The 20,300-nt window shown below is 61.5% G+C and carries 18 protein-coding genes; 11 read left to right on the forward strand and 7 right to left on the reverse strand.

Annotated features, from left to right (window positions below; genetic code table 11):
• Nucleotides 1-61: 61 nt before the first annotated feature.
• A complete protein-coding gene (locus HX812_RS19145; RefSeq protein ID WP_025999909.1) occupies nucleotides 62-271 on the forward strand; it encodes a DUF2788 domain-containing protein in 210 nt (69 codons plus the stop codon).
• Here the strand turns inward: HX812_RS19145 and HX812_RS19150 are convergent.
• The 4 genes from HX812_RS19150 to HX812_RS19165 form a co-directional block, all read right to left on the reverse strand.
• A complete protein-coding gene (locus HX812_RS19150; RefSeq protein ID WP_038847534.1) occupies nucleotides 266-901 on the reverse strand; it encodes a pseudouridine synthase in 636 nt (211 codons plus the stop codon). The two genes, HX812_RS19145 and HX812_RS19150, sit on opposite strands and share 6 nt — an antisense overlap.
• Nucleotides 902-972: 71 nt before the next feature.
• Complete coding sequence (gene amn / locus HX812_RS19155) at nucleotides 973-2,445, reverse strand: AMP nucleosidase (RefSeq protein ID WP_161630243.1); 1,473 nt, start codon at nucleotides 2,443-2,445, stop codon at nucleotides 973-975.
• Between the two features lie 66 nt (nucleotides 2,446-2,511).
• A complete protein-coding gene (locus HX812_RS19160) occupies nucleotides 2,512-4,158 on the reverse strand; it encodes an acyl-CoA dehydrogenase family protein (RefSeq protein WP_038847531.1) in 1,647 nt (548 codons plus the stop codon).
• 68 nt (nucleotides 4,159-4,226) lie between these two features.
• Complete coding sequence (locus tag HX812_RS19165; protein WP_038847529.1) at nucleotides 4,227-6,617, reverse strand: 7TM diverse intracellular signaling domain-containing protein; 2,391 nt, start codon at nucleotides 6,615-6,617, stop codon at nucleotides 4,227-4,229.
• Nucleotides 6,618-6,893: 276 nt separating this feature from the next.
• On the opposite strand from HX812_RS19165, the gene HX812_RS19170 reads away from it, so the two are divergent.
• The 4 genes from HX812_RS19170 to HX812_RS19185 all read left to right on the forward strand — a co-directional run bounded on the left by HX812_RS19170 (nucleotide 6,894) and on the right by HX812_RS19185 (nucleotide 10,414).
• On the forward strand, nucleotides 6,894-7,691 hold the full coding sequence (locus HX812_RS19170) for a hydroxymethylpyrimidine/phosphomethylpyrimidine kinase (RefSeq protein ID WP_038847526.1): 798 nt from the start codon (nucleotides 6,894-6,896) through the stop codon (nucleotides 7,689-7,691).
• 18 nt (nucleotides 7,692-7,709) lie between these two features.
• Nucleotides 7,710-8,333, forward strand: coding sequence for a thiamine phosphate synthase (thiE, locus tag HX812_RS19175; RefSeq protein WP_016978602.1), 624 nt, complete (start codon nucleotides 7,710-7,712; stop codon nucleotides 8,331-8,333).
• Nucleotides 8,334-8,350: 17 nt separating this feature from the next.
• Complete coding sequence (gene hemL / locus HX812_RS19180; protein WP_038847524.1) at nucleotides 8,351-9,634, forward strand: glutamate-1-semialdehyde 2,1-aminomutase; 1,284 nt, start codon at nucleotides 8,351-8,353, stop codon at nucleotides 9,632-9,634.
• 225 nt (nucleotides 9,635-9,859) lie between these two features.
• Complete coding sequence (locus tag HX812_RS19185; protein ID WP_010206766.1) at nucleotides 9,860-10,414, forward strand: tetratricopeptide repeat protein; 555 nt, start codon at nucleotides 9,860-9,862, stop codon at nucleotides 10,412-10,414.
• 8 nt (nucleotides 10,415-10,422) lie between these two features.
• Here the strand turns inward: HX812_RS19185 and HX812_RS19190 are convergent, their stop codons facing one another.
• Nucleotides 10,423-10,749 carry a DUF1820 family protein gene (locus HX812_RS19190; RefSeq protein ID WP_003194436.1) on the reverse strand — a complete coding sequence of 109 codons (327 nt, stop codon included), beginning with the start codon at nucleotides 10,747-10,749 and terminating at the stop codon, nucleotides 10,423-10,425.
• Nucleotides 10,750-10,880: 131 nt separating this feature from the next.
• Here HX812_RS19190 and miaB point away from each other — a divergent pair, with 131 nt between their 5' ends.
• From miaB to lnt, 5 genes are all read left to right on the forward strand, one after another.
• On the forward strand, nucleotides 10,881-12,209 hold the full coding sequence (miaB, locus tag HX812_RS19195; RefSeq protein WP_038847522.1) for a tRNA (N6-isopentenyl adenosine(37)-C2)-methylthiotransferase MiaB: 1,329 nt from the start codon (nucleotides 10,881-10,883) through the stop codon (nucleotides 12,207-12,209).
• A gap of 113 nt (nucleotides 12,210-12,322) precedes the next feature.
• A complete protein-coding gene (locus HX812_RS19200) occupies nucleotides 12,323-13,327 on the forward strand; it encodes a PhoH family protein (RefSeq protein WP_016978598.1) in 1,005 nt (334 codons plus the stop codon).
• Nucleotides 13,320-13,778 (forward strand): rRNA maturation RNase YbeY, encoded by a 459-nt coding sequence (gene ybeY, locus HX812_RS19205; protein WP_038847521.1) that lies wholly within the window; start codon nucleotides 13,320-13,322, stop codon nucleotides 13,776-13,778. The genes HX812_RS19200 and ybeY overlap by 8 nt, the downstream gene beginning before the upstream one ends.
• Nucleotides 13,779-13,819: 41 nt before the next feature.
• The gene (locus HX812_RS19210) at nucleotides 13,820-14,659 is read left to right on the forward strand and encodes an HlyC/CorC family transporter (protein WP_010206772.1); all 840 of its coding nucleotides are present in this window, start codon (nucleotides 13,820-13,822) and stop codon (nucleotides 14,657-14,659) included.
• Nucleotides 14,660-14,667: 8 nt separating this feature from the next.
• A complete protein-coding gene (gene lnt / locus HX812_RS19215; RefSeq protein ID WP_038847519.1) occupies nucleotides 14,668-16,191 on the forward strand; it encodes an apolipoprotein N-acyltransferase in 1,524 nt (507 codons plus the stop codon).
• Nucleotides 16,192-16,205: 14 nt separating this feature from the next.
• On the opposite strand, the gene HX812_RS19220 is transcribed toward lnt, so the two are convergent.
• On the reverse strand, nucleotides 16,206-16,967 hold the full coding sequence (locus HX812_RS19220) for a YdcF family protein (RefSeq protein WP_038847517.1): 762 nt from the start codon (nucleotides 16,965-16,967) through the stop codon (nucleotides 16,206-16,208).
• Nucleotides 16,968-17,081: 114 nt separating this feature from the next.
• Nucleotides 17,082-17,399: a hypothetical protein gene (locus HX812_RS19225; protein ID WP_038847513.1), complete on the reverse strand. Its 318-nt coding sequence runs from the start codon at nucleotides 17,397-17,399 to the stop codon at nucleotides 17,082-17,084.
• 261 nt (nucleotides 17,400-17,660) lie between these two features.
• On the opposite strand from HX812_RS19225, the gene leuS reads away from it, so the two are divergent.
• A complete protein-coding gene (gene leuS, locus HX812_RS19230) occupies nucleotides 17,661-20,267 on the forward strand; it encodes a leucine--tRNA ligase (protein WP_038847511.1) in 2,607 nt (868 codons plus the stop codon).
• Nucleotides 20,268-20,300: the final 33 nt, after the last annotated feature.

Raw genomic sequence — 20,300 nt, forward strand, 5'->3', positions numbered from 1 at the left:
TTGCGCCTTTGACGCTGCCGTATACTGCCCTCTTGCCCTGTCGGAAGTCCCCATGAACAACATCGACCCCGCCCTCTTTGAAGAATGGATGATGACCGGCCTGGTCACCATCCTGATCATTTTCATGGGCTTTATCGTCTGGGACCTGGCGAAGAAGTCCAAGGCCGGGCGTTTTGGCTCGTTTATCCTGTTCTTCGTGTTGGGCCTGGGCGTGGCCGCGTTCATCATCAAGAGCGTAGTGATCGGCCTGATCGAGTCCGGCGCCTTATAAGCGCGCCGGTACTTCCTTCCACTGGCCTTGATCCAGGCCGTCGATCGTCCACTCGCCAATGCGCACCCGCACCAGGCGCAAGGTAGGCAACCCCACGGCAGCGGTCATGCGCCGTACCTGGCGGTTACGCCCCTCGCGAATCACCAATTCAAGCCAGTAAGTCGGTATGTTTTTGCGAAAGCGCACCGGCGGGTTGCGTGGCCATAACTCGGGCTCGTCCAACTGCCGTGCTTGCGCAGGCAAGGTCTTGCCGTCATTCAACTCGACACCGTCGCGCAGGCGTTGCAGCTGTTCTTCGGTCGGTTCGCCTTCCACCTGCACCCAATAGGTTTTCGCCAGCTTGTGCTTGGGGTCGGCAATCCGCGCCTGCAACTGGCCATCATTGGTCAGCAGCAACAAGCCTTCGCTGTCACGGTCCAGACGGCCCGCCGGGTAGATGCCGGGAATGTCGATGAAATCCTTAAGCGTCGCGCGCCCGCCTTCGTCGCTGAACTGGGTCAGCACGTCGAAGGGTTTATTGAACAGGATCAATTTCGGCTCGGCCGGTGGCGCCTTGGCGACACGCCGCGCGGCGGAATACGGAGGTTTCACGCCAGGGCGGCGCGAATCGGGACGGGTGGGACGGGACATGGCAAAGGAACATCTAACGGTCAGGACCGACAATGCTAGTGGCCTGACCGTTAAATGACCATCCCAACCGCTTAGCGGAACGGCGGCTCGTCGAAGCTGCGCAGTTTGCGCGAGTGCAGCGAATTGAGTTCGGTGCGCAACAAATCCACCGCCTCGATGCCGATCTTCAAGTGCTGGCTCACCGCGCGCTCATAGAAGGCGTTGGCCGAACCCGGCAGCTTGATTTCGCTGTGCAGCGGTTTGTCCGAAACACACAGCAAAGTGCCGTACGGTACCCGCAAGCGATAACCCTGGGCGGCGATAGTGCCGCTTTCCATGTCCACGGCCACGGCGCGGGACAGGTTGATCAGCGGCCGCTCCTGGGCCCAGCGCAGTTCCCAGTTGCGGTCGTCGTAGGTCAGCACGGTGCCGGTGCGCAGGCGTTTTTTCAGTTCTTCGCCTTTTTCGCCGGTGACGTTGGCCGCCGCTTGCTGCAAGGCCAACTGCACTTCAGCCAGGGCCGGGATCGGGATGTTCGGCGGCACCACGCGGTCGAGAATCCCGTCGCGGCGCATGTAGGCGTGAGCCAGTACATAGTCGCCGATGGTCTGGGATTGGCGCAGGCCGCCGCAGTGGCCGATCATCAGCCAGCAATGCGGACGCAGCACGGCCAGGTGGTCGGTGATGTTCTTCGCGTTGGACGGGCCGACGCCAATGTTGACCAAGGTCACGCCGTGGCCGTCAGTGGCTTGCAAGTGATAAGCCGGCATCTGGTAGCGGTGCCAGACCACCCCGGCAGCAATGGCGGAGGCCTCGCCATGGTCCATGCTCTTGTCGATCACCACGTTGCCCGGCAGCACCATGCGGATAAAACGCGGGTCGCTGCGCAGTTGCTCCAGGCCATGCAGGATGAACTGGTCGACATAACGGTGGTAGTTGGTCAGCAGGATCCACGGCTGCACATGGCGCCAGTCGCTGCCGGTGTAATGCACCAGGCGGCGCAGGGAAAAGTCCACGCGCGCCGCATCGAACAGCGCCAGGGGCAGTGGGTCAGTGTTTTCCCAGTCGTACAGGCCATCGGCAATGCCATCGGTGGCGGCCGACAGGTCGGTGCTCGGGAACACGCGGGCCAGGGTCGCCGCAGTCACGCCGGAGCCGGCCAGTTCATCGCCCTGCTCCACCACGTACGGGTACGGGATGTTCTGCTGGCTGACGCCGACTTCCACCGTCACGGTGAAGTCGTGCATCAGCGGCACCAGTTGCTCCAGCAGATATTTACGGAACGCCGCAGGATGGGTGACGGTGACGCTGTAGGTTCCCGGCAACTGAACCTTGGCATATGCGCGAGTGGTCTGTGGGACTTCGCCGTGGCAGTGGTAGGTCAGGCGCAGTTCCGGGTAGCGAAACAACGCACGTTGCTCGGCGTCGGGTTCGACGCGGTCCTTCAGATATTGCTTGAGGGCTTGATTGAGCGCGCCCGTGGCGCGCTCATGCAGGGCCGCCAGCCGATCCACGGCTTCTTCGGCGGTTTGAACGACAACAAAAGCTTCGGTCACGGTAAGCATCCTGTGTTCTGACGTGCAGGCCTTTATCTTGCCTGTATCCCCGTCAGACGCAAACTTTGAATGCAATCAACAAGGTGTGGACCTGGCGACAATCGCCGCTACATCCACACCTCGCGGCAACGTGCCATACACCCGGCCGGACGATTCACCCAAACGACTGGCGATAAACCCATCGCTGACCGCTGCATTGCCGGCTTCCAGCAACAGCTTGGCCTGCAATGCCACCGCGATGTCTTCGGTGAGCTGCCGCGCGCGGTATTGGATGTCCTGGGTGTCCATAAAGGCTGACTTCAATTGCTCGATATGCCGCGCCAGTAGCTTGTCGCCATGCCCATCCCCCAGCTCGACAAACAGCGCTTCCAGCACGCCCGGCTCTTTCGACAAGGCGCGCAGCACGTCCAGGCATTGCACGTTGCCGGAACCTTCCCACGTCGAATTCACCGGCGCCTCACGGTACAGGCGCGGCAGGATGCTGTCCTCGACGTACCCGGCACCGCCCATGCACTCGGCGGCTTCATTGATCATGGCCGGGGCGCGTTTGCAGATCCAATACTTGCCGACCGCCGTCACCAGCCTGGCGAACTTGGCTTCCTGCTCATCGCCCAGGTTATCCAGGGCCCTGCCCATGCGCATGCTCAGGGCCAACGCGGATTCGCTTTCCAGCGCCAGGTCCGCCAACACGTTTTGCATCAAGGGTTGCTCACTGAGTACCCGGCCCCCCACCGAACGATGGGCACAATGATGGCTGGCCTGGGTCAGCGCCTGGCGCATCAAGGCACTGGAACCGACCATGCAATCGAAGCGGGTCATGGCAACCATCTCGATGATGGTTGGCACGCCACGGCCTTCTTCACCGATCATCCAGGCCAGGGCGCCACGGAACTCCACTTCGCTGGAGGCATTGGAGCAGTTGCCGAGTTTGTTTTTCAGGCGCTGGATGTAGAACTCGTTGCGCGTGTCATCCGGGCGGTGCCGGGGCAGCAGGAAGCAGGTCAGCCCCTTGTCAGTTTGCGCCAGGGTCAGGAAGGCATCGCACATCGGGGCCGAGCAAAACCACTTGTGGCCCACCAGTTCATAAGCCTGGCCCGGCCCACCAGCGCCCACCGGGTAAGCACGGGTGGTGTTGGCGCGCACGTCGGTGCCGCCCTGTTTCTCGGTCATGGCCATGCCGATAGTGGCACCGGCCTTGTGAGCGATGCCGACATTGCGCGGGTCGTATTGGGTATTGAGGATTTTCGGCAGCCAGGTCTTGGCCAGGTCCGGTTGTAAGCGCAGGGCCGGGACACAGGCGAAGGTCATGGTCAGTGGGCAACCGGTACCGGCTTCCGCCTGGCTGTGCAAATAAGTCATGGCGGCGCGGGCCACATGGGCGCCGGACTGCGGATGTGCCCAAGGCAGCGACGGCAAGCCATGTTCGACGGCGGTGCGCATCAGTTCGTGGTAAGCCGGGTGAAACTCCACCAGGTCGATGCGATGACCATAACGGTCATGGCTGCTGAACACCGGTTTGTTCTGGTTCGCCAGGAACCCGGCCTCCATCAACGGCCCACCCGCCAGCGCACCGTAGGCATCGATACGCGCTTCTGCCCAGCCCGCGCCAAAGCGGCGCGACCAGTCCTGCAGGGGCAAATCGATGCGGTACAGGTTGGTGCCGTCCAGGGACGGTGGCTGGTTGGTGACGTGGTGGGTTTCGGCAAACTGATGCAGGTTCATGACGGGCCTCCTGGAAAAAGGCCCCGTTCAGTTGAGGCCTTAAATTCAGTTAAGCACCGTCATACCGCTTAAAAAAGTGGCATACCCGCCGAATGCACGGCGCTTTCGCCCTCTACCGGACACAACAACCGACGTGCCAACACCGCCTGCAAAGCCTCGAAACGCACAGGCTTGGCCAGGCGCTCAGAGAGGCCGATACCATGACAGTGCTCGCGCTCTGACACATTAAGCGACGTACTCAAAGCGATCACCGGCAGCTCACCGCAGCCAGGCAGAGCACGGATCTGACAGCACAACGAGAAACCACCTTCAGGAATATCCAACAGTACCGCGTCGAAATCTCCTGCTTGCAAGGCGGCTAAAGCGTTCGGGCCAGTGTCCACGGTTTTTACCCGGTAACCGAGCTTGAGCAGCATGCCGCGCACCACCAATTGGCCGACGCTATTGTCATCCACCAACAACACCGAACACTCCTGCGGTGCGCGCTGCTTATCCGGCGCAGGCTTGGATTCAGGTGCTAGCGGGCTGACCTCCACTTCCAACTGGAAACGGCTGCCTTTGCGCGGCTCGGAATGATGGGTCAGACGCCCGCCCAGCAGCTCGATCAGTTGCCGGCAGATCGCCAGGCCGATACCCAGGCCGCCGTACTCGCGGGTCATGGAACCATCCAATTGGAAGAACCGCTGATACAGGGTCGCCTCGTCAAGGAAGGCAAAGCCGATACCGGTATCGGTCACGATAAAGCTCAAGCGCAAGCCACCGTCACTCTGGGGCACGCCGACCACGCGCAGGCGCACCGAGCCTTCGTGGGTGAACTTGAAGGCGTTGTCCAGCAGGCAATCCAGGCACTGCAGCAGTTTGTCGGCGTCGCCCAGTACGCGGTCCGGCAACTCGTCCGCCACATCGATGGAGAACGCCAGGCCTTTGCTCTGGGCGCTGGCGGTGAACTGCTGGCGCAAGGTGTCGAGCGTACCGCGCAGGCTGAACACCTGGGGTTGCGCGCTCAAGCGGCCGGCCTGCAATTCGGTGAGGGTAAGGATGCCGTTGACCATGCGCATCATGTCCCGCGCCGAACCGGCGGCGGTTTGATGGTATTGCGCCAGGTCCACGTCCAGGGGCACGGTCTGCATCAGCTCGAGGGAGCCGATCACGCCGTTCATCGGCGTGCGCAGTTCGTGGGTCAGGGTGGCGAGGAACTCATCCTTGAGGCGGTTGCTGCGCGCCAATTGCTGGTTGAGCACTTCAAGCTTCTGACTGGCATCGAACAGGATCTGCGCCTGTTGCTCGCGCATGGAATTGATGCGGTCGGCCAGGGCCAGGGACAGCAGCGCCACTTCAATCGCCGAGCCAATCTGGCTGGCGTACATGGTCAGGAATACATTGGGCAGATAACCCAGCACCATCAGCGTATTCACCACCCCGCCCAGCAGGAACGCCGACCAGGCGATGATGAAATAGCGCGCCACGCGCTGCCCGCAATACCAGGCCTTGATGGCGGCGACGAAGATGGTCACGGTAAACACCAGCGCCAAGCCGGTGGCCAGGCGCAACGCCAGGGCGTAGCTGGTCATCAGCGACAGCAGCATCACCACGCCACCGCAGGCCACCAACGCCAGCAACAGCCGGTTGATCCAGCGACTGTGCTGGGCCGTGTGCAAAAAGCTGCGCGCAAACAGGCTGCCGAACAACGCCGCCGAGCCGATCAGGAATGGCGTCGCGGCGTTCGCCCACCAGGGATTGTTCGGCCAGAAATACTCCACCGCCGCGCCGTTGACCGACAGCTGGTACATGCCGAACGAGGCGATATAGAAGATGTAATAGAGGTAGCTGGTGTCGCGCACGCTGAGGTAGATGAACAGGTTATAGACCAGCATCCCCAGCAACACGCCATAGATCAGGCCCAGCACATACAGGCGCAGCGGCTGTTGCTCCAGGTAGGCGGTGCTGGACCAGAGCGTCAGAGGCGCCTGGATCGAACCTTCGCTTTGCAGGCGCAGGTACAGGGTTTTTGCCTCGCCCGGCGTAAAGTCGACCTTGAACAGGTAGTTGTTCTGGCGGATTTCACGGGCGGAAAACGGCAGCGCATCCCCGGTGCGCCCGGCCAGGCGATAACTGCCAGAGCTGTCGGGCAGGTACAGGTCCAGATGGTCGAGCGGTGGGTACGCCAGCTCCAGCAGCCAGGTGCGCTGCGCTTCGGGATTAGTGGGCAGGTACTGCAGATTGACCTTGAGCCAGAACACCGAGCGCGAGTAGCCGGCATTCAGGGTGTCTTTATCGTGGGGTTTGAACTGCGCGGTGGCGGACGGCGCACTGACATCCGCGATGGTGAGGGCATCGGTCGGGTCTTCGAGCACTTGCATGGCTCGGCCCAACGGCAGGCTTCGCGTGTCCTGGTTGAACTCGATGGCGTTGGCGAGCATCGGTAGCCCGCACAACAATAAAATCAGCAAATAGCGCATAGAGCCCCAGCGTGGCCTGTCCGGTTATGTCAAAAAGCCCCCCATTCCTTTTGAGAAGACGTACACCGGCAATACAGTTAGTAGTTTGGATCCACTCTAGCATAGCTGCTAAAGGCCACTAGGCACCATTGAAATAATTTTTTGAAAGGCTCTAGAACGCGGCTTTCAGCGATTTTTATCGGCCGTGAAACCGCCAAAAAAGCGTCACTTCGATGGCAAAATTCAACCATCGCCAGACGGCCCCGCCAAAAGCGTTTGGTGGTAAGCTCGCGCACCATGAATATCTACAGCTCTCGTCCCGTTGTCCTCTGTCTCTCCGGCCATGACCCCAGTGGTGGCGCCGGCTTGCAGGCAGATATCGAAGCCCTGCTCGCCCAGGGTTGCCATGCCGCTGCGGCCGTCACCGCCTTGACCGTGCAAAACACCGTCAATGTCAGCGATTTTCGCGTGCTCGACCGCGAGTGGGTACTGGCCCAGGCCAATGCCGTGCTCGGCGATTCCGAGGTGGCGGCGGTCAAGCTGGGCATGCTCGGCTCTACCGCGATGGTCGACACCGTCGTCGAACTGCTGCAGGCGCATCCGCACCTGCCGGTGGTGTGCGACCCGGTGCTGCGCGCCGGCGGCGGTGGCAGCCTGGGCAAGGACGAGGTCGGTTATGCGATGCGCGAGCGGCTTTTCCCCCTGTCGTTGATCGCCACGCCCAACCTGCCGGAAGCGCGCATCCTCGCGGAGCTGCCTGAAGGCACGGCGGACGAATGCGCCGAGAAGCTGTTGCCGTACATCAAGCACCTGCTGATCACCGGCGGCCATGGCGACGAGCATGAAGTGCACAACCGCCTCTACAGCCGCGACGGCACGCGCCAGACCTTTACCTGCCAGCGCCTGCCCGGCAGCTATCACGGTTCGGGCTGTACGTTGGCCAGTGCGCTGTCCGGTCGGATTGCCCAGGGCGAAGGCTTGGTGAGCGCCGTACAATCGGCCCTCAACTACACTTGGCGCACCCTGCGTGACGCCGAACAACTCGGCCAGGGCCAGTTCGTACCGCGCCGGTTGCCGCTGGATTTCTGCTCTTAAGATCAAGGGGCCTGCCCGATGAAATTACGTGGCCTTTACGCCATTACCGACAGCCAACTGTTGGCCGGTAAATTCCTCGCCTACGTCGAAGCCGCGTTGGACGGTGGCGTGACCCTGCTGCAATACCGCGACAAAAGCAGCGACGAAGCCCGGCGCCTGCGTGAAGCAGAAAAACTGCGGGAGCTGTGCTCGCGCTACAAGACCCAGTTGATCATCAACGACGACGCCGAACTGGCTGCGCGCCTCGGCGTCGGTGTGCACCTGGGCCAGACCGACGGCCCACTGACCCCGGCCCGTGCGCTGCTTGGTTCCAAGGCGATCATCGGTTCCACCTGCCACAGCCAGATTGAACTGGCCGAGCAAGCCGCCAAGGAAGGCGCCAGCTATGTCGCCTTCGGCCGCTTCTTCAATTCCAACACCAAGCCCGGCGCACCGGCCGCTACTACAGAGATGCTGGCCCAGGCCCGTGCGCGTTTGCAGTTGCCGATCTGCGTGATTGGCGGCATCACCCTGGAGAACGCCGAGCCCTTGGTGGCCCACGGCGCCGACCTGTTGGCGGTGGTGCATGGCCTGTTTGGCGCCGACAGCACCCAGGAAGTCACGCGCCGCGCCCGTGCGTTCAACGCCCTTTTTCAGATTTGATTCAAGAGAGCCCGATCATGTCCCGTTCCGAAACGCTGTTTGCCAATGCCCAGAAACACATCCCCGGCGGTGTGAACTCCCCCGTGCGTGCGTTCAAGAGCGTGGGCGGCACGCCGCTGTTCTTCAAGCATGCCGAAGGCGCCTACGTCACTGACGAAGATGACAAGCGCTACGTGGATTACGTCGGTTCCTGGGGCCCGATGATCCTCGGCCACAGCCATCCGGACGTGCTGGACGCAGTGCGCAAGCAACTGGAACACGGCTTGTCCTACGGCGCGCCGACCGCCATGGAAACCGAGATGGCCGATCTGGTCTGCTCGATCGTGCCGTCGATGGAAATGGTGCGCATGGTCAGCTCCGGCACCGAAGCCACCATGAGCGCGATCCGCCTGGCCCGTGGTTTCACCGGCCGCGACAGCATCATCAAGTTCGAAGGCTGCTACCACGGCCACTCCGACAGCCTGCTGGTGAAAGCCGGTTCCGGCCTGCTGACCCAAGGCGTGCCAAGCTCTGCCGGTGTGCCGGCGGCGTTCGCCAAACACACTCTGACCCTGCCGTTCAACGACATCGCCGCCGTCGAGCAGATGCTCAATGAAGTGGGCCAGGACGTGGCGTGCATCATCGTCGAGCCGGTGGCCGGCAACATGAACTGCGTGCCCCCGGCGCCAGGCTTCCTCGAAGGCCTGCGCGAGCAATGCGACAAGCACGGCGTGGTGTTGATTTTCGACGAAGTGATGACCGGTTTCCGCGTTGCGCTGGGTGGCGCCCAGGCTCACTACGGCGTCACGCCCGACCTGAGCACCTTCGGCAAGATCATCGGCGGTGGCATGCCGGTGGGCTGCTTCGGCGGCAAGCGCGAAATCATGCAGCACATCGCGCCACTGGGCCCGGTGTACCAGGCGGGCACCTTGTCGGGTAACCCGTTGGCCATGGCCGCCGGCCTGACCACCCTGCGCCTGATCAGCTGCCCGGGCTTCCACGCCGAGCTGACCGACTACACCACGCGCCTGCTCGACGGCCTGCAACAGCGTGCCGATGCCGCCGGTATCCCGTTTGTCACCACCCAGGCGGGCGGGATGTTCGGCCTGTATTTCAGCGGCGCCGACGATATCGTCACTTTTGATGACGTGATGGGCAGTGACGCCGATCTGTTCAAGCGTTTCTTCCACTTGATGCTGGAAGGCGGTGTGTACCTGGCGCCAAGCGCTTTCGAAGCCGGCTTCACCTCGATTGCCCATGGCGACACCGAGCTGAAACTGACCCTTGATGCCGCTGAACGCGCCTTTGCTGCACTGAAATAATTGGCCGCAAAAATCAGGCACCGCGCAAACGGTGTCTGATTTGCTACTTTGCTTACAGAGATTTCCGCGTTTTTTAGAGAAATCACCTGCAATCCGGCAGATAACTTGCCCAAGCAGCAGAAAAACGAGTAAAGACTTTGTAAGCAGAGGCCTGCTTATTTCATAATGCGCGCTTATTGGATCCCCCGAGGGTCCGCGCGCCCCGTCAGAGGTAAGTCGATTCCCATGAAACGCACCGGCCGCACCCTGGTTCTGGGCTGCCTGTTGCTCCTTCAGCCGCTGCTGGCACATGCACAAGCAGGCGGCAACTCGTTGTTAATCCCAGCGATGGGTCGTTGCACCCTCAATACCCAGCCAGACAGCCAGGCCGAAGCCCTGAGCGCGTGCCAGAAACAGGCCGATGGCGGGGATGCGCAGGCGCAATACGAGTTGGGCGAGTACTTCCACGACAGCAAAAACCCCGCCCGTGACCTCAACAAGGCCTTGAGCTACTTCGAGAAAGCCTCGCTGCAGGGCCACGCCCAGGCACAATTCGAACTGGGCAACATGTTCTTCAAAGGCGAAGGCGTGCCGGCCAACAACGTCCAGGCGTACATTGTGCTGAAAATGGCCGCGGTCAACGGCGCCGAAGACGCGTTGGACACCGCCGACGAAGTCGCCGAGCACATGCAGCGCGATGAGTTGGAAGTGGCGACCCAGGTGCTGGGGCAAATTTTCCGCAATTATCTGCAGGAGTTGCAGAGTGCCGACGGGCGTTCGCCCTTCTCACCCCTGCCCTGACAGCGCCTTTACTTCTCCGGCATCGGCATCGGAAATGGCATCACATTGCTGGTGCCACGCGCTTCGCTGATCTTCGGCGTGCCCAAACGCTCGACCTCATCGATGCGCACAATCGAATGCATCGGCACAAAACTGCGCACCACGCCCTCGAACTGAGCCTTGAGTTTCTCTTCGCCCGGGTCGACGACCAACTGGGTGCGCTCGCCAAAGACGAACTCTTCCACCTCCAGGAAACCCCACAGATCACTCTGATAGATCTGCTTGGCGTACATTTCGAACACCTGGCCCTGGTTGAGGAAAATCACCTTGTAGATTGGAGCTTCACGTTTGGTCATGGTGGGCGAATAACACATCGGGGATATAAAAGAGGGCGCGAACTATAGCATGGCACCCGATGCACAACGCTAGGAACCAATGGGCATGCCCCCTATAATGCGCGGTTCTTTACCACCAGTTGACGATTCCCATGGCCAAGAAGCTTTACATCGAAACCCACGGTTGCCAGATGAACGAGTACGACAGCTCGCGCATGGTCGATCTGCTGGGTGAACACCAGGCCCTGGAAGTCACCGCCCGCGCCGAAGATGCCGACGTGATCCTGCTCAATACCTGCTCGATCCGCGAGCGGGCCCAGGACCGTGTGTATTCCCAGCTGGGCCGCTGGCGCGAACTGAAACTGGCCAACCCGGACATGGTGATCGCCGTTGGCGGTTGCGTGGCCAGCCAGGAAGGCGCCGCGATCCGCGACCGCGCGCCCTATGTCGACGTGGTGTTCGGCCCGCAGACCCTGCACCGCCTGCCGGAAATGATCGACGCTGCGCGCTTTACCAAGCTGCCCCAGGTCGACGTGTCATTCCCTGAAATAGAAAAGTTCGACCATTTGCCCGAGCCGCGCATCGACGGGCCGAGCGCCTACGTGTCGGTGATGGAAGGTTGCAGCAAGTACTGCACCTTCTGCGTGGTGCCCTACACCCGTGGTGAAGAAGTCAGCCGGCCATTTGACGATGTGCTGTCGGAAATCATCCACCTCGCCGAAAACGGCGTGCGCGAAGTGACGCTGCTGGGCCAGAACGTCAACGGCTATCGCGGCCAGACCCATGATGGCCGCCTCGCTGACCTGGCGGAGTTGATCCGCGTGGTCGCCGCCGTGGACGGTATCGAGCGCATCCGCTACACCACCTCGCACCCACTGGAGTTCTCCGACAGCCTGATCCAGGCCCACGCCGAAGTGCCGGAACTGGTCAAGCACCTGCATTTGCCGGTGCAATCGGGCTCGGACCGCATCCTCGCGGCGATGAAGCGCAACCACACAGCCCTGGAATACAAATCCAAACTGCGCAAATTGCGCGCGGCGGTGCCGGGTATCTGCATCAGCTCGGACTTTATCGTCGGTTTCCCCGGCGAGACTGAAAAAGACTTCCAGCAGACCATGAAGCTGATCGAAGACGTCGGCTTCGACTTCTCCTACTCGTTCGTCTACAGCCAGCGCCCCGGCACTCCGGCGGCCGACTTGGCGGATGAAACCCCGGAAGCGCTGAAAAAAGAGCGCCTCAACGCGCTGCAACACCGCTTGAACCAGCAGGGTTTCGAGATCAGCCGACAAATGGTCGGCTCCACCCAGCGCATCCTGGTCACCGACTACTCGAAAAAAGACCCGGGCGAACTGCAAGGCCGTACCGAGAACAACCGAATCGTAAACTTCCGTTGCGATAATCCGACCCTGATCGGCCAGTTTGCCGATGTGCACATCGACGCGGCGCAGCCGCATTCGCTGCGCGGGTCGTTGATCCCGTAATCACTCTTTGAATTATCGCCAGCCAACATGTGCCGTTTAAGTGCTTTCGCACACAGCCGGCTGGCGTTATTCTCTATTTCACCTCAACAGCCAAAGGGCGGCTAAAAGCGACCTTGAACGCACCCATAGCAGAACCCCATCGTTTTATTCTCGAGCCCTTTGAGGCTCTCCGTTTCGCCAACCTGTGCGGACAGTTCGACGAGCACCTGCGCCTGATCGAACAACGCCTGGGCATCGAGATCCGCAACCGCGGCAATCAGTTCGAGCTCATTGGTGAGGCCCTGCACACCAAATCTGCAGAAAACCTGCTGCGCCGTCTCTACCGCGAAACCAAGGGTAGCGAGCTGTCGCCAGAAATCGTGCACCTGTATTTGCAGGAATCGGCTGTGGAAGACTTGGCCAACAACCCAGTCGCTGAAGCCAGCGTGGCCCTGCGTACCAAAAAAGGCATGATTCGCCCAAAGGGCTTGAATCAGCAGAAGTACGTCAAGGCAATCCTCGGTAACGACATCAATTTCGGCATCGGCCCCGCCGGTACCGGCAAGACCTACCTGGCCGTGGCCTGCGCGGTCGACGCGTTGGAACGTGAGCAAGTACGCCGCATCCTGCTGGTGCGCCCAGCGGTCGAGGCCGGCGAAAAACTCGGTTTCCTGCCTGGCGACCTGGCCCAGAAGATCGACCCGTACCTGCGCCCGCTCTACGACGCGCTGTACGAGATGCTTGGCTTTGAATACGTGGCCAAATTGATCGAGCGCCAGGTGATCGAGATCGCCCCGCTGGCCTACATGCGCGGCCGCACCTTGAGCAACAGTTTCATCATCCTCGACGAAAGCCAGAACACGACGGTCGAGCAGATGAAGATGTTCCTGACCCGCATCGGGTTTGGCTCCACCGCCATTATCACCGGCGACATTACCCAGGTTGACCTGCCCAAGGGCACCAAGTCGGGCTTGAGCCATGTGATTGAAGTGCTCAAGGACGTGCCGGGCATCAGTTTCACGCACTTCTCGCCCAAGGACGTGGTGCGCCACCCGCTGGTACAGCGCATTGTCGAGGCCTACGAGCGCTTCGAACACCGCGATGACGGGCTGTCCAAGGACGTTCGCCGCGATGCTTGAGCTTGACCTGCAGCTGGCCACCGACGCGCCCGCCCCCAGCGAAGCCCAATTCCGCCAATGGTGCGCCCTGGCCCTGCGCCAGCGCACCGCCGACTCGGAGCTGACCATTCGTCTGGTGGACGAGCCCGAGGGCCGTGAACTGAATCACACCTGGCGCCAGAAGGACTACGCGACCAACGTGCTGTCCTTTCCCGCCGACGTACCGGATGAGCTGCTGGATATCCCGCTGCTGGGCGATCTGGTCATCTGTGTCGCCGTGGTGGAGCGCGAAGCAAAAGAACAACGCAAGGAACTTGAGGCCCATTGGGCCCATCTAGTCATCCACGGCTGCTTGCATCTCTTGGGTTACGACCATATAGACGATGACGAAGCCGAGGAAATGGAAACACTGGAACAAACGTTGCTTGCAGAATTGGGTCATCCGGACCCGTATGCCGACGACGAAGCTTAAAAACACTCAACTGTAACAATAAAGGATTCAGAGTAATCGCTATGAGCGAAGACCGATCGAGCAACGGGCAGAAGTCATGGCTGGGTAAACTGACCCAGGCTTTTGCCCACGAGCCGAAAAACCGCCAGGAGCTGCTTGAGCTGCTGCGCGAGGCCCATCAGAACAAGTTGCTGGACAGCGAAGCGCTGGCCATCGTCGAAGGCGCCATCCAGGTGGCTGACCTGCAAGTACGCGACATCATGGTCCCGCGCTCGCAGATGATCAGCATCAAGGCGACCCAGACCCCACGGGAATTCCTCCCGGCCGTGATCGACTCGGCGCACTCGCGCTACCCGGTGATCGGTGAAAGCCATGACGACGTCATGGGCGTCCTGTTGGCCAAGGACCTGCTGCCGCTGATCCTCAAGGAGAACGGCGACAGCTTCAACATCAAGGACCTGCTGCGTCCGGCCACCTTCGTGCCCGAGTCCAAGCGCCTGAACGTGTTGCTGCGTGAATTCCGCGCCAACCACAATCACATGGCCATCGTGATCGACGAATACGGCGGCGTGGCCGGCCTGGTGACGATTGAAGACGTGCTGGAACAGATCGTCGGCGACATCGAAGACGAACACGACGTCGAAGAAGACAGCTACATCAAGCCGCTGCCCAGCGGTGACTTCCTGATCAAGGCGCTGACGCCGATCGAGAACTTCAATGAGTTCTTCGACAGCGAATTCTCCGATGACGAGTTCGATACCGTGGGCGGGCTGGTGATGAGTGCGTTCGGGCATCTGCCAAAACGTAACGAGACCACCGAGATCGGCGCGTATCGCTTCCGCATCCTGAATGCCGACAGCCGCCGGATTCACTTGATTCGCCTGACACCTATTGCCCGCTAAGGAATGACATGCAGCGCCTAACCCGCCCCGGCTGGCCCGGTAATTTGCTGGCCGTGGTGGCCGGCGCCATCACCACCCTGGCGCTGGCGCCGTTCGACCTGTGGCCGTTTGCGCTGGTCGCGGTCGGCCTGTTCTATGTCGGGCTGCGGGACCTGAGCCCGCGCCAGGCATTGGGTCGTGGCTGGTGTTTCGGTTTCGGCCTGTTCGGCGCCGGCACCAGTTGGATCTACTACAGCATCCACCACTTCGGTGGCGCTTCGGTGCTGCTGGCGGGTTTCCTGATGCTGCTGTTTACCGCCGCCATCGCCTGGTTCTTCGCCCTGCCCGCCTGGCTGTGGGCGCGCTGGCTGCGGCGCAATGAGGCGCCGTTGGCGGATGCGCTGACGTTTGCGGCGTTGTGGGTGGGCCAGGAGGCGTTTCGCGGCTGGTTCCTGACGGGGTTCCCGTGGCTGTATTCCGGTTACAGTCAGCTTGACGGCCCGCTGACGGGCTTGGCCCCCGTGGGTGGCATGTGGCTGATTTCCTTTGCCTTGGCACTCACGGCGGCGCTGCTATGCAACCTGCCGCGCCTGCTGGCCGGCAAGCGCAACGCCTTTATCGGCGCAGGCCTGGTGCTGCTGGTCGCGCCCTGGGCCATCGGCCTGGCGCTCAAGCATCACGCCTGGACCAGCCCCTCCGGTGCGCCACTGACCGTGGCCGCCATCCAGGGCAACGTCGAGCAAAGCATGAAGTGGGATCCGGAGCAGCTCAACGCACAGCTCGCGTTGTACCGCGACATGAGCTTCAGCTCCAAGCCCGTCGACTTGCTGGTGTGGCCGGAAACCGCTGTGCCGGTGCTCAAGGAGTCTGTCGAAGGCTACCTGGGCATGATGGGAAAATTCGCCGCCGACCGGCACACCGCGCTGATCACCGGCGTGCCAATCCGCCAGGAAGTGCATCACCAGAAGCGCTACTTCAACGGCATCACCGTGGTTGGCGAAGGCGACGGCACCTACCTCAAGCAGAAGCTGGTGCCCTTTGGCGAGTATGTGCCGCTGCAGGACATGCTGCGCGGCCTGATCGCGTTCTTTGATCTGCCAATGTCGGACTTCGCTCGCGGCCCTGCCGACCAGGCGATGCTGCAGGCCAAGGGTTATCAGATCGCGCCGTTCATCTGCTACGAAGTGGTCTACCCGGAGTTCGCTGCCGGTCTGTCGGCCCAGAGCGATTTGCTGCTGACCATCAGCAACGACACCTGGTTCGGCCGCTCCATCGGCCCGTTGCAGCACCTGCAAATGGCGCAGATGCGTGCACTGGAAGCCGGGCGCTGGATGATCCGCGCCACCAACAATGGGGTGACCGGCTTGATCAACCCGTTCGGGCAGATCACGGCGCAGATCCCGCAGTTCGAGCGCGGCATCCTCTACGGTGAAGTGGTGCCGATGCACAACCTCACGCCGTACCTGCAATGGCGTTCGTGGCCGTTGATTATTGTGTGCCTGGGCCTGTTTGGCTGGGCGCTCCTCGCGGGCCGGATGTCGAAGACCCTGTAGGTTTCGCGACGGGGTTATCGGTAGAACAACCGGTAACCCACCTGCCCCATTGCTTCATTGATCAACTGCCCGCTCTGCCAGATCGACTTGAACTCCGGCATCCACCCACCCAGCGGCCGGGCGTTGTCCACGCCCAGGAAACCCACGGGTGCCGGCACCACGGTGAAGCCAGCCTTCTCAAAGCTCCACACCGAACGCGGCATGTGCCAGGCCTGGGTCACCACCACCACGCGTTTAATGCCCTCCGGCAAAAGAATCTCGGCACTCATCTGCGCATTTTCCCAAGTGGTACGGCTGCGTTCTTCCTTCCAACGCACCGTTACGCCGAAGTCATCCTGCATCGACACTGCCATCAACGCCGCTTCGCTGGGCGGAGTGCCGTAATGCAAGCCGCCGGTAGTCAGCACCGGCAGGCCGGAGGCTTTGGCCAACCGAGCGGCGTAACGCTGACGTTCCAGGCCGATCCCGGTGGGCTGGTCGGTGCCCCAGGCCGGGTCACCGCGCTCGCGGCCAGAGCCCAGTACCACAATGGCATCCGCGCGCTGGGCCAAGGTCGACCAGTCTTCCCGAGCCAATGGCGGTTCGGTCTCCAGGGCCCGAGCGCCCCACTCCACCATAACCGGCAGGCTGATCAGCCACATCCCCCCAAAACCCAGGGTAAAGCAGCACGCCGCCAAACGCGGGCGGCTGCGACGAAACCACCAGGCAAGCGCCAGTAGCAGCAAGAGAATGCCGGGCGGCAGAAGCAGTTGTTTGATGAAGTAACGAATAGGCATCGGGCATCTCCATAGATGCCCGAAGCCTAAGGTGTAACGGGGTTTAGCGACAATCTTTACGGTGACATGCTTACAGTGAAACGGCGTGGTGAAGCCGTTCAGGGGGGCAATGAATTACTTGTAGCGGGCGGACCGGAGCTTTTCCGGGCCACGACCGGCCGACAAGTCCTTGAGCCACACCACTTTGGCTGAATGCGTAGGCTCCTTGATTGGCGGGGTTGCCACCCAAGGAGGCGCACTGCGCCCATTCCTTTCCAGATACGCCTTGATCAGTTCCAACTCCGCGCGACTCAGACCGCGCAGTTCCAACTCCACAGGCCGTTCATCACGCAATCGGCCCGCTGTCCTCGCTGCATCCAATGCACGACCCAAGCGGTCGATCAGTCCTTCGTAGACATCCGGTTTCGATACGATTCTTTGCGATTCAACCATCCCCTCACCTCATTGAAGAAAGACTTGCTCCCCAATAAACAGCGTAGTCCTCGTGGCCGGGCACGCCTGGCGCCGCGACAGACGGCCCTGCCTGCGCAATCAGGGTTTCCCTCGATAGAGTGGGGTCATGTATGCTACGGCGCTTCCTGTAACTCCACTTCCCGCAGGGTTTGGGCACGGACGCGCCGCTTCTTGGTGTCGATCAGCCTGAACGCTGCACCGAAGAGGATTAGGCCACCCCTATTCAGTTCAAAAGTAGCCATGCACGAACAATATCAGCCCCGTGAAATAGAAAATGCCGCCCAAACCTTCTGGGACGAGCAAAAGTCCTTTGAAGTCAGTGAACAGCCAGGCAAGGAGACTTTCTATTGCCTATCGATGTTCCCTTACCCCAGCGGCAAGCTACACATGGGGCACGTGCGTAACTACACCATCGGCGACGTGATTTCCCGCTACCAGCGCATGCAAGGCAAGAACGTCCTGCAACCCATGGGTTGGGACGCCTTCGGCATGCCGGCGGAAAACGCCGCGATGAAAAACAACGTGGCTCCCGCCAAGTGGACCTACGAAAACATCGCCTACATGAAGACCCAGCTGCGCAGCCTGGGCCTGGCGGTGGACTGGTCCCGCGAAGTGACCACGTGCAAGCCGGACTACTACCGCTGGGAACAATGGCTGTTCACGCGCCTGTTCGAAAAAGGCGTGATCTACAAGAAGAGCGGCACCGTGAACTGGGACCCGCTGGACCAGACCGTACTGGCCAACGAGCAAGTGATCGACGGTCGCGGCTGGCGCTCCGGCGCACTGATCGAAAAGCGCGAAATCCCGATGTACTACTTCAAGATCACCGCCTACGCGGATGAGCTCTTGTCGAGCCTCGACGACCTGCCGGGCTGGCCAGAACAGGTCAAGACCATGCAGCGCAACTGGATCGGCAAATCCAAAGGCATGGAAGTGCAGTTCCCGTACAACGTTGATTCGATCGGCGAAGCGGGCGCACTCAAAGTCTTCACTACCCGTCCGGATACCCTGATGGGCGCGACCTACGTCGCCGTGGCCGCCGAGCACCCGCTGGCCACCCAGGCCGCACAGAACAACCCTGAGCTGCAGGCGTTCATCGCCGAATGCAAAGGCGGCAGCGTGGCTGAAGCCGACGTCGCCACTCAGGAGAAAAAAGGCCTGCCAACCGGCCTGTTCGTTGAACATCCACTGACTGGCGAGAAGCTGCCGGTGTGGGTCGCCAACTACGTGCTGATGCACTACGGCGATGGCGCCGTAATGGCTGTGCCGGCTCACGACGAGCGCGATTTCGAATTCGCCACCAAGTACAGCCTGCCGATCAAATCCGTAGTGCGCACCAGCTCGGGCGATACCAACCCGGCCCCGTGGCAAGACGCCTACGGCGAGCACGGCACCCTGATCAATTCCGGCGAGTTCGACGGCCTGGACTTCCAGGGCGCTTTCGATGCGATCGAAGTGGCACTGATCAAGAAAAGCCTGGGCGCCTCGCGCACCCAGTTCCGCCTGCGCGACTGGGGCATCAGCCGCCAGCGCTACTGGGGCTGCCCGATCCCGATCATCCACTGCGAAAGCTGTGGCGACGTGCCAGTACCGGAAGACCAACTGCCGGTCGTCCTGCCGGAAGACGTGGTGCCGGACGGCGCCGGTTCGCCACTGGCGCGCATGCCTGAGTTCTACGAGTGCAGCTGCCCGAAATGCGGCCAGCCTGCCAAGCGTGAAACCGACACCATGGACACCTTCGTCGAGTCCTCCTGGTACTACGCCCGCTACGCCTCGCCGCACTACGAGGGCGGCCTGGTGGAAAAATCCGCAGCCGACCACTGGTTGCCGGTGGATCAATACATCGGCGGTATCGAACACGCCATTCTTCACCTGCTGTACGCGCGTTTCTTCCACAAGTTGATGCGTGACGAAGGCCTGGTGAGCTCCGATGAGCCGTTCAAGAACCTGCTGACCCAGGGCATGGTGGTCGCCGAGACTTACTATCGCCGCGAAGCCAACGGTGCCTACACCTGGTTCAACCCGGCCGACGTGGAGCTTGAGCGCGACAGCAAAGCCAAGGTCATCAGCGCCAAGCTGATCGCCGACGGCCTGCCGGTGGAAATCGGCGGCACCGAGAAGATGGCCAAGTCGAAGAACAACGGCGTTGACCCACAGTCGATGATCGACCAGTTCGGCGCCGACACCTGCCGCCTGTTCATGATGTTCGCCTCGCCGCCTGACATGAGCGCCGAATGGTCCGACTCCGGCGTCGAAGGCTCGCACCGTTTCCTCAAGCGCGTCTGGCGCCTGGCGCACGCCCACATCAGCCAGGGCCTGCCGGGCAAACTGGACGTGGCCGCCTTGACCGACGAGCAGAAGCTGATTCGCCGCAGCACCCACCTGGCCATCAAGCAAGCCAGCCAGGACGTGGGCCAGAATCACAAGTTCAACACCGCCATCGCCCAGGTGATGACACTGATGAACGTGCTGGAAAAGGCGCCACAAGCCACCGAACAGGATCGCGCATTGGTACAGGAAGGCCTGGAAACGGTCACCCTGCTGCTGGCACCGATCACGCCGCACATCAGCCATGACCTGTGGAACCGCCTGGGCCACAGCGACGCCGTCATCGACGCACGCTGGCCGGTGCAGGATGACAGCGCCCTGGTACAGGACACGCTGCAACTGGTGATCCAGGTCAACGGTAAACTGCGTGGCCAGATCGACATGCCGGCCACCGCCAGCCGCGAAGACGTCGAGGCGGCTGCCCGCGTCAACGAGAACGTACTGCGCTTTACCGAAGGCCTGACGATCCGCAAAGTGATCGTGGTGCCTGGCAAACTGGTCAATATCGTCGCTAGCTAATCGGATCGGGCGCAGGGTTAGCACCCTGCGCCG

Source organism: Pseudomonas sp. IPO3749 (assembly GCF_013386605.1).
GTDB lineage: Bacteria > Pseudomonadota > Gammaproteobacteria > Pseudomonadales > Pseudomonadaceae > Aquipseudomonas > Aquipseudomonas azotoformans_A.

Excerpts from the sequence above, each read along its gene's own strand:
- HX812_RS19150 (WP_038847534.1), bottom strand. The coding sequence starts at position 901 with ATGTCCCGTCCCACCCGTCCCGATTCGCGCCGCCCTGGCGTGAAACCT.
- amn (WP_161630243.1), bottom strand. The coding sequence starts at position 2,445 with ATGCTTACCGTGACCGAAGCTTTTGTTGTCGTTCAAACCGCCGAAGAA.
- HX812_RS19160 (WP_038847531.1), bottom strand. The coding sequence starts at position 4,158 with ATGAACCTGCATCAGTTTGCCGAAACCCACCACGTCACCAACCAGCCA.
- HX812_RS19165 (WP_038847529.1), bottom strand. The coding sequence starts at position 6,617 with ATGCGCTATTTGCTGATTTTATTGTTGTGCGGGCTACCGATGCTCGCC.
- HX812_RS19170 (WP_038847526.1), top strand. The coding sequence starts at position 6,894 with ATGAATATCTACAGCTCTCGTCCCGTTGTCCTCTGTCTCTCCGGCCAT.
- thiE (WP_016978602.1), top strand. The coding sequence starts at position 7,710 with ATGAAATTACGTGGCCTTTACGCCATTACCGACAGCCAACTGTTGGCC.
- hemL (WP_038847524.1), top strand. The coding sequence starts at position 8,351 with ATGTCCCGTTCCGAAACGCTGTTTGCCAATGCCCAGAAACACATCCCC.
- HX812_RS19185 (WP_010206766.1), top strand. The coding sequence starts at position 9,860 with ATGAAACGCACCGGCCGCACCCTGGTTCTGGGCTGCCTGTTGCTCCTT.
- HX812_RS19190 (WP_003194436.1), bottom strand. The coding sequence starts at position 10,749 with ATGACCAAACGTGAAGCTCCAATCTACAAGGTGATTTTCCTCAACCAG.
- miaB (WP_038847522.1), top strand. The coding sequence starts at position 10,881 with ATGGCCAAGAAGCTTTACATCGAAACCCACGGTTGCCAGATGAACGAG.
- ybeY (WP_038847521.1), top strand. The coding sequence starts at position 13,320 with ATGCTTGAGCTTGACCTGCAGCTGGCCACCGACGCGCCCGCCCCCAGC.
- HX812_RS19210 (WP_010206772.1), top strand. The coding sequence starts at position 13,820 with ATGAGCGAAGACCGATCGAGCAACGGGCAGAAGTCATGGCTGGGTAAA.
- lnt (WP_038847519.1), top strand. The coding sequence starts at position 14,668 with ATGCAGCGCCTAACCCGCCCCGGCTGGCCCGGTAATTTGCTGGCCGTG.
- HX812_RS19220 (WP_038847517.1), bottom strand. The coding sequence starts at position 16,967 with ATGCCTATTCGTTACTTCATCAAACAACTGCTTCTGCCGCCCGGCATT.
- HX812_RS19225 (WP_038847513.1), bottom strand. The coding sequence starts at position 17,399 with ATGGTTGAATCGCAAAGAATCGTATCGAAACCGGATGTCTACGAAGGA.
- leuS (WP_038847511.1), top strand. The coding sequence starts at position 17,661 with ATGCACGAACAATATCAGCCCCGTGAAATAGAAAATGCCGCCCAAACC.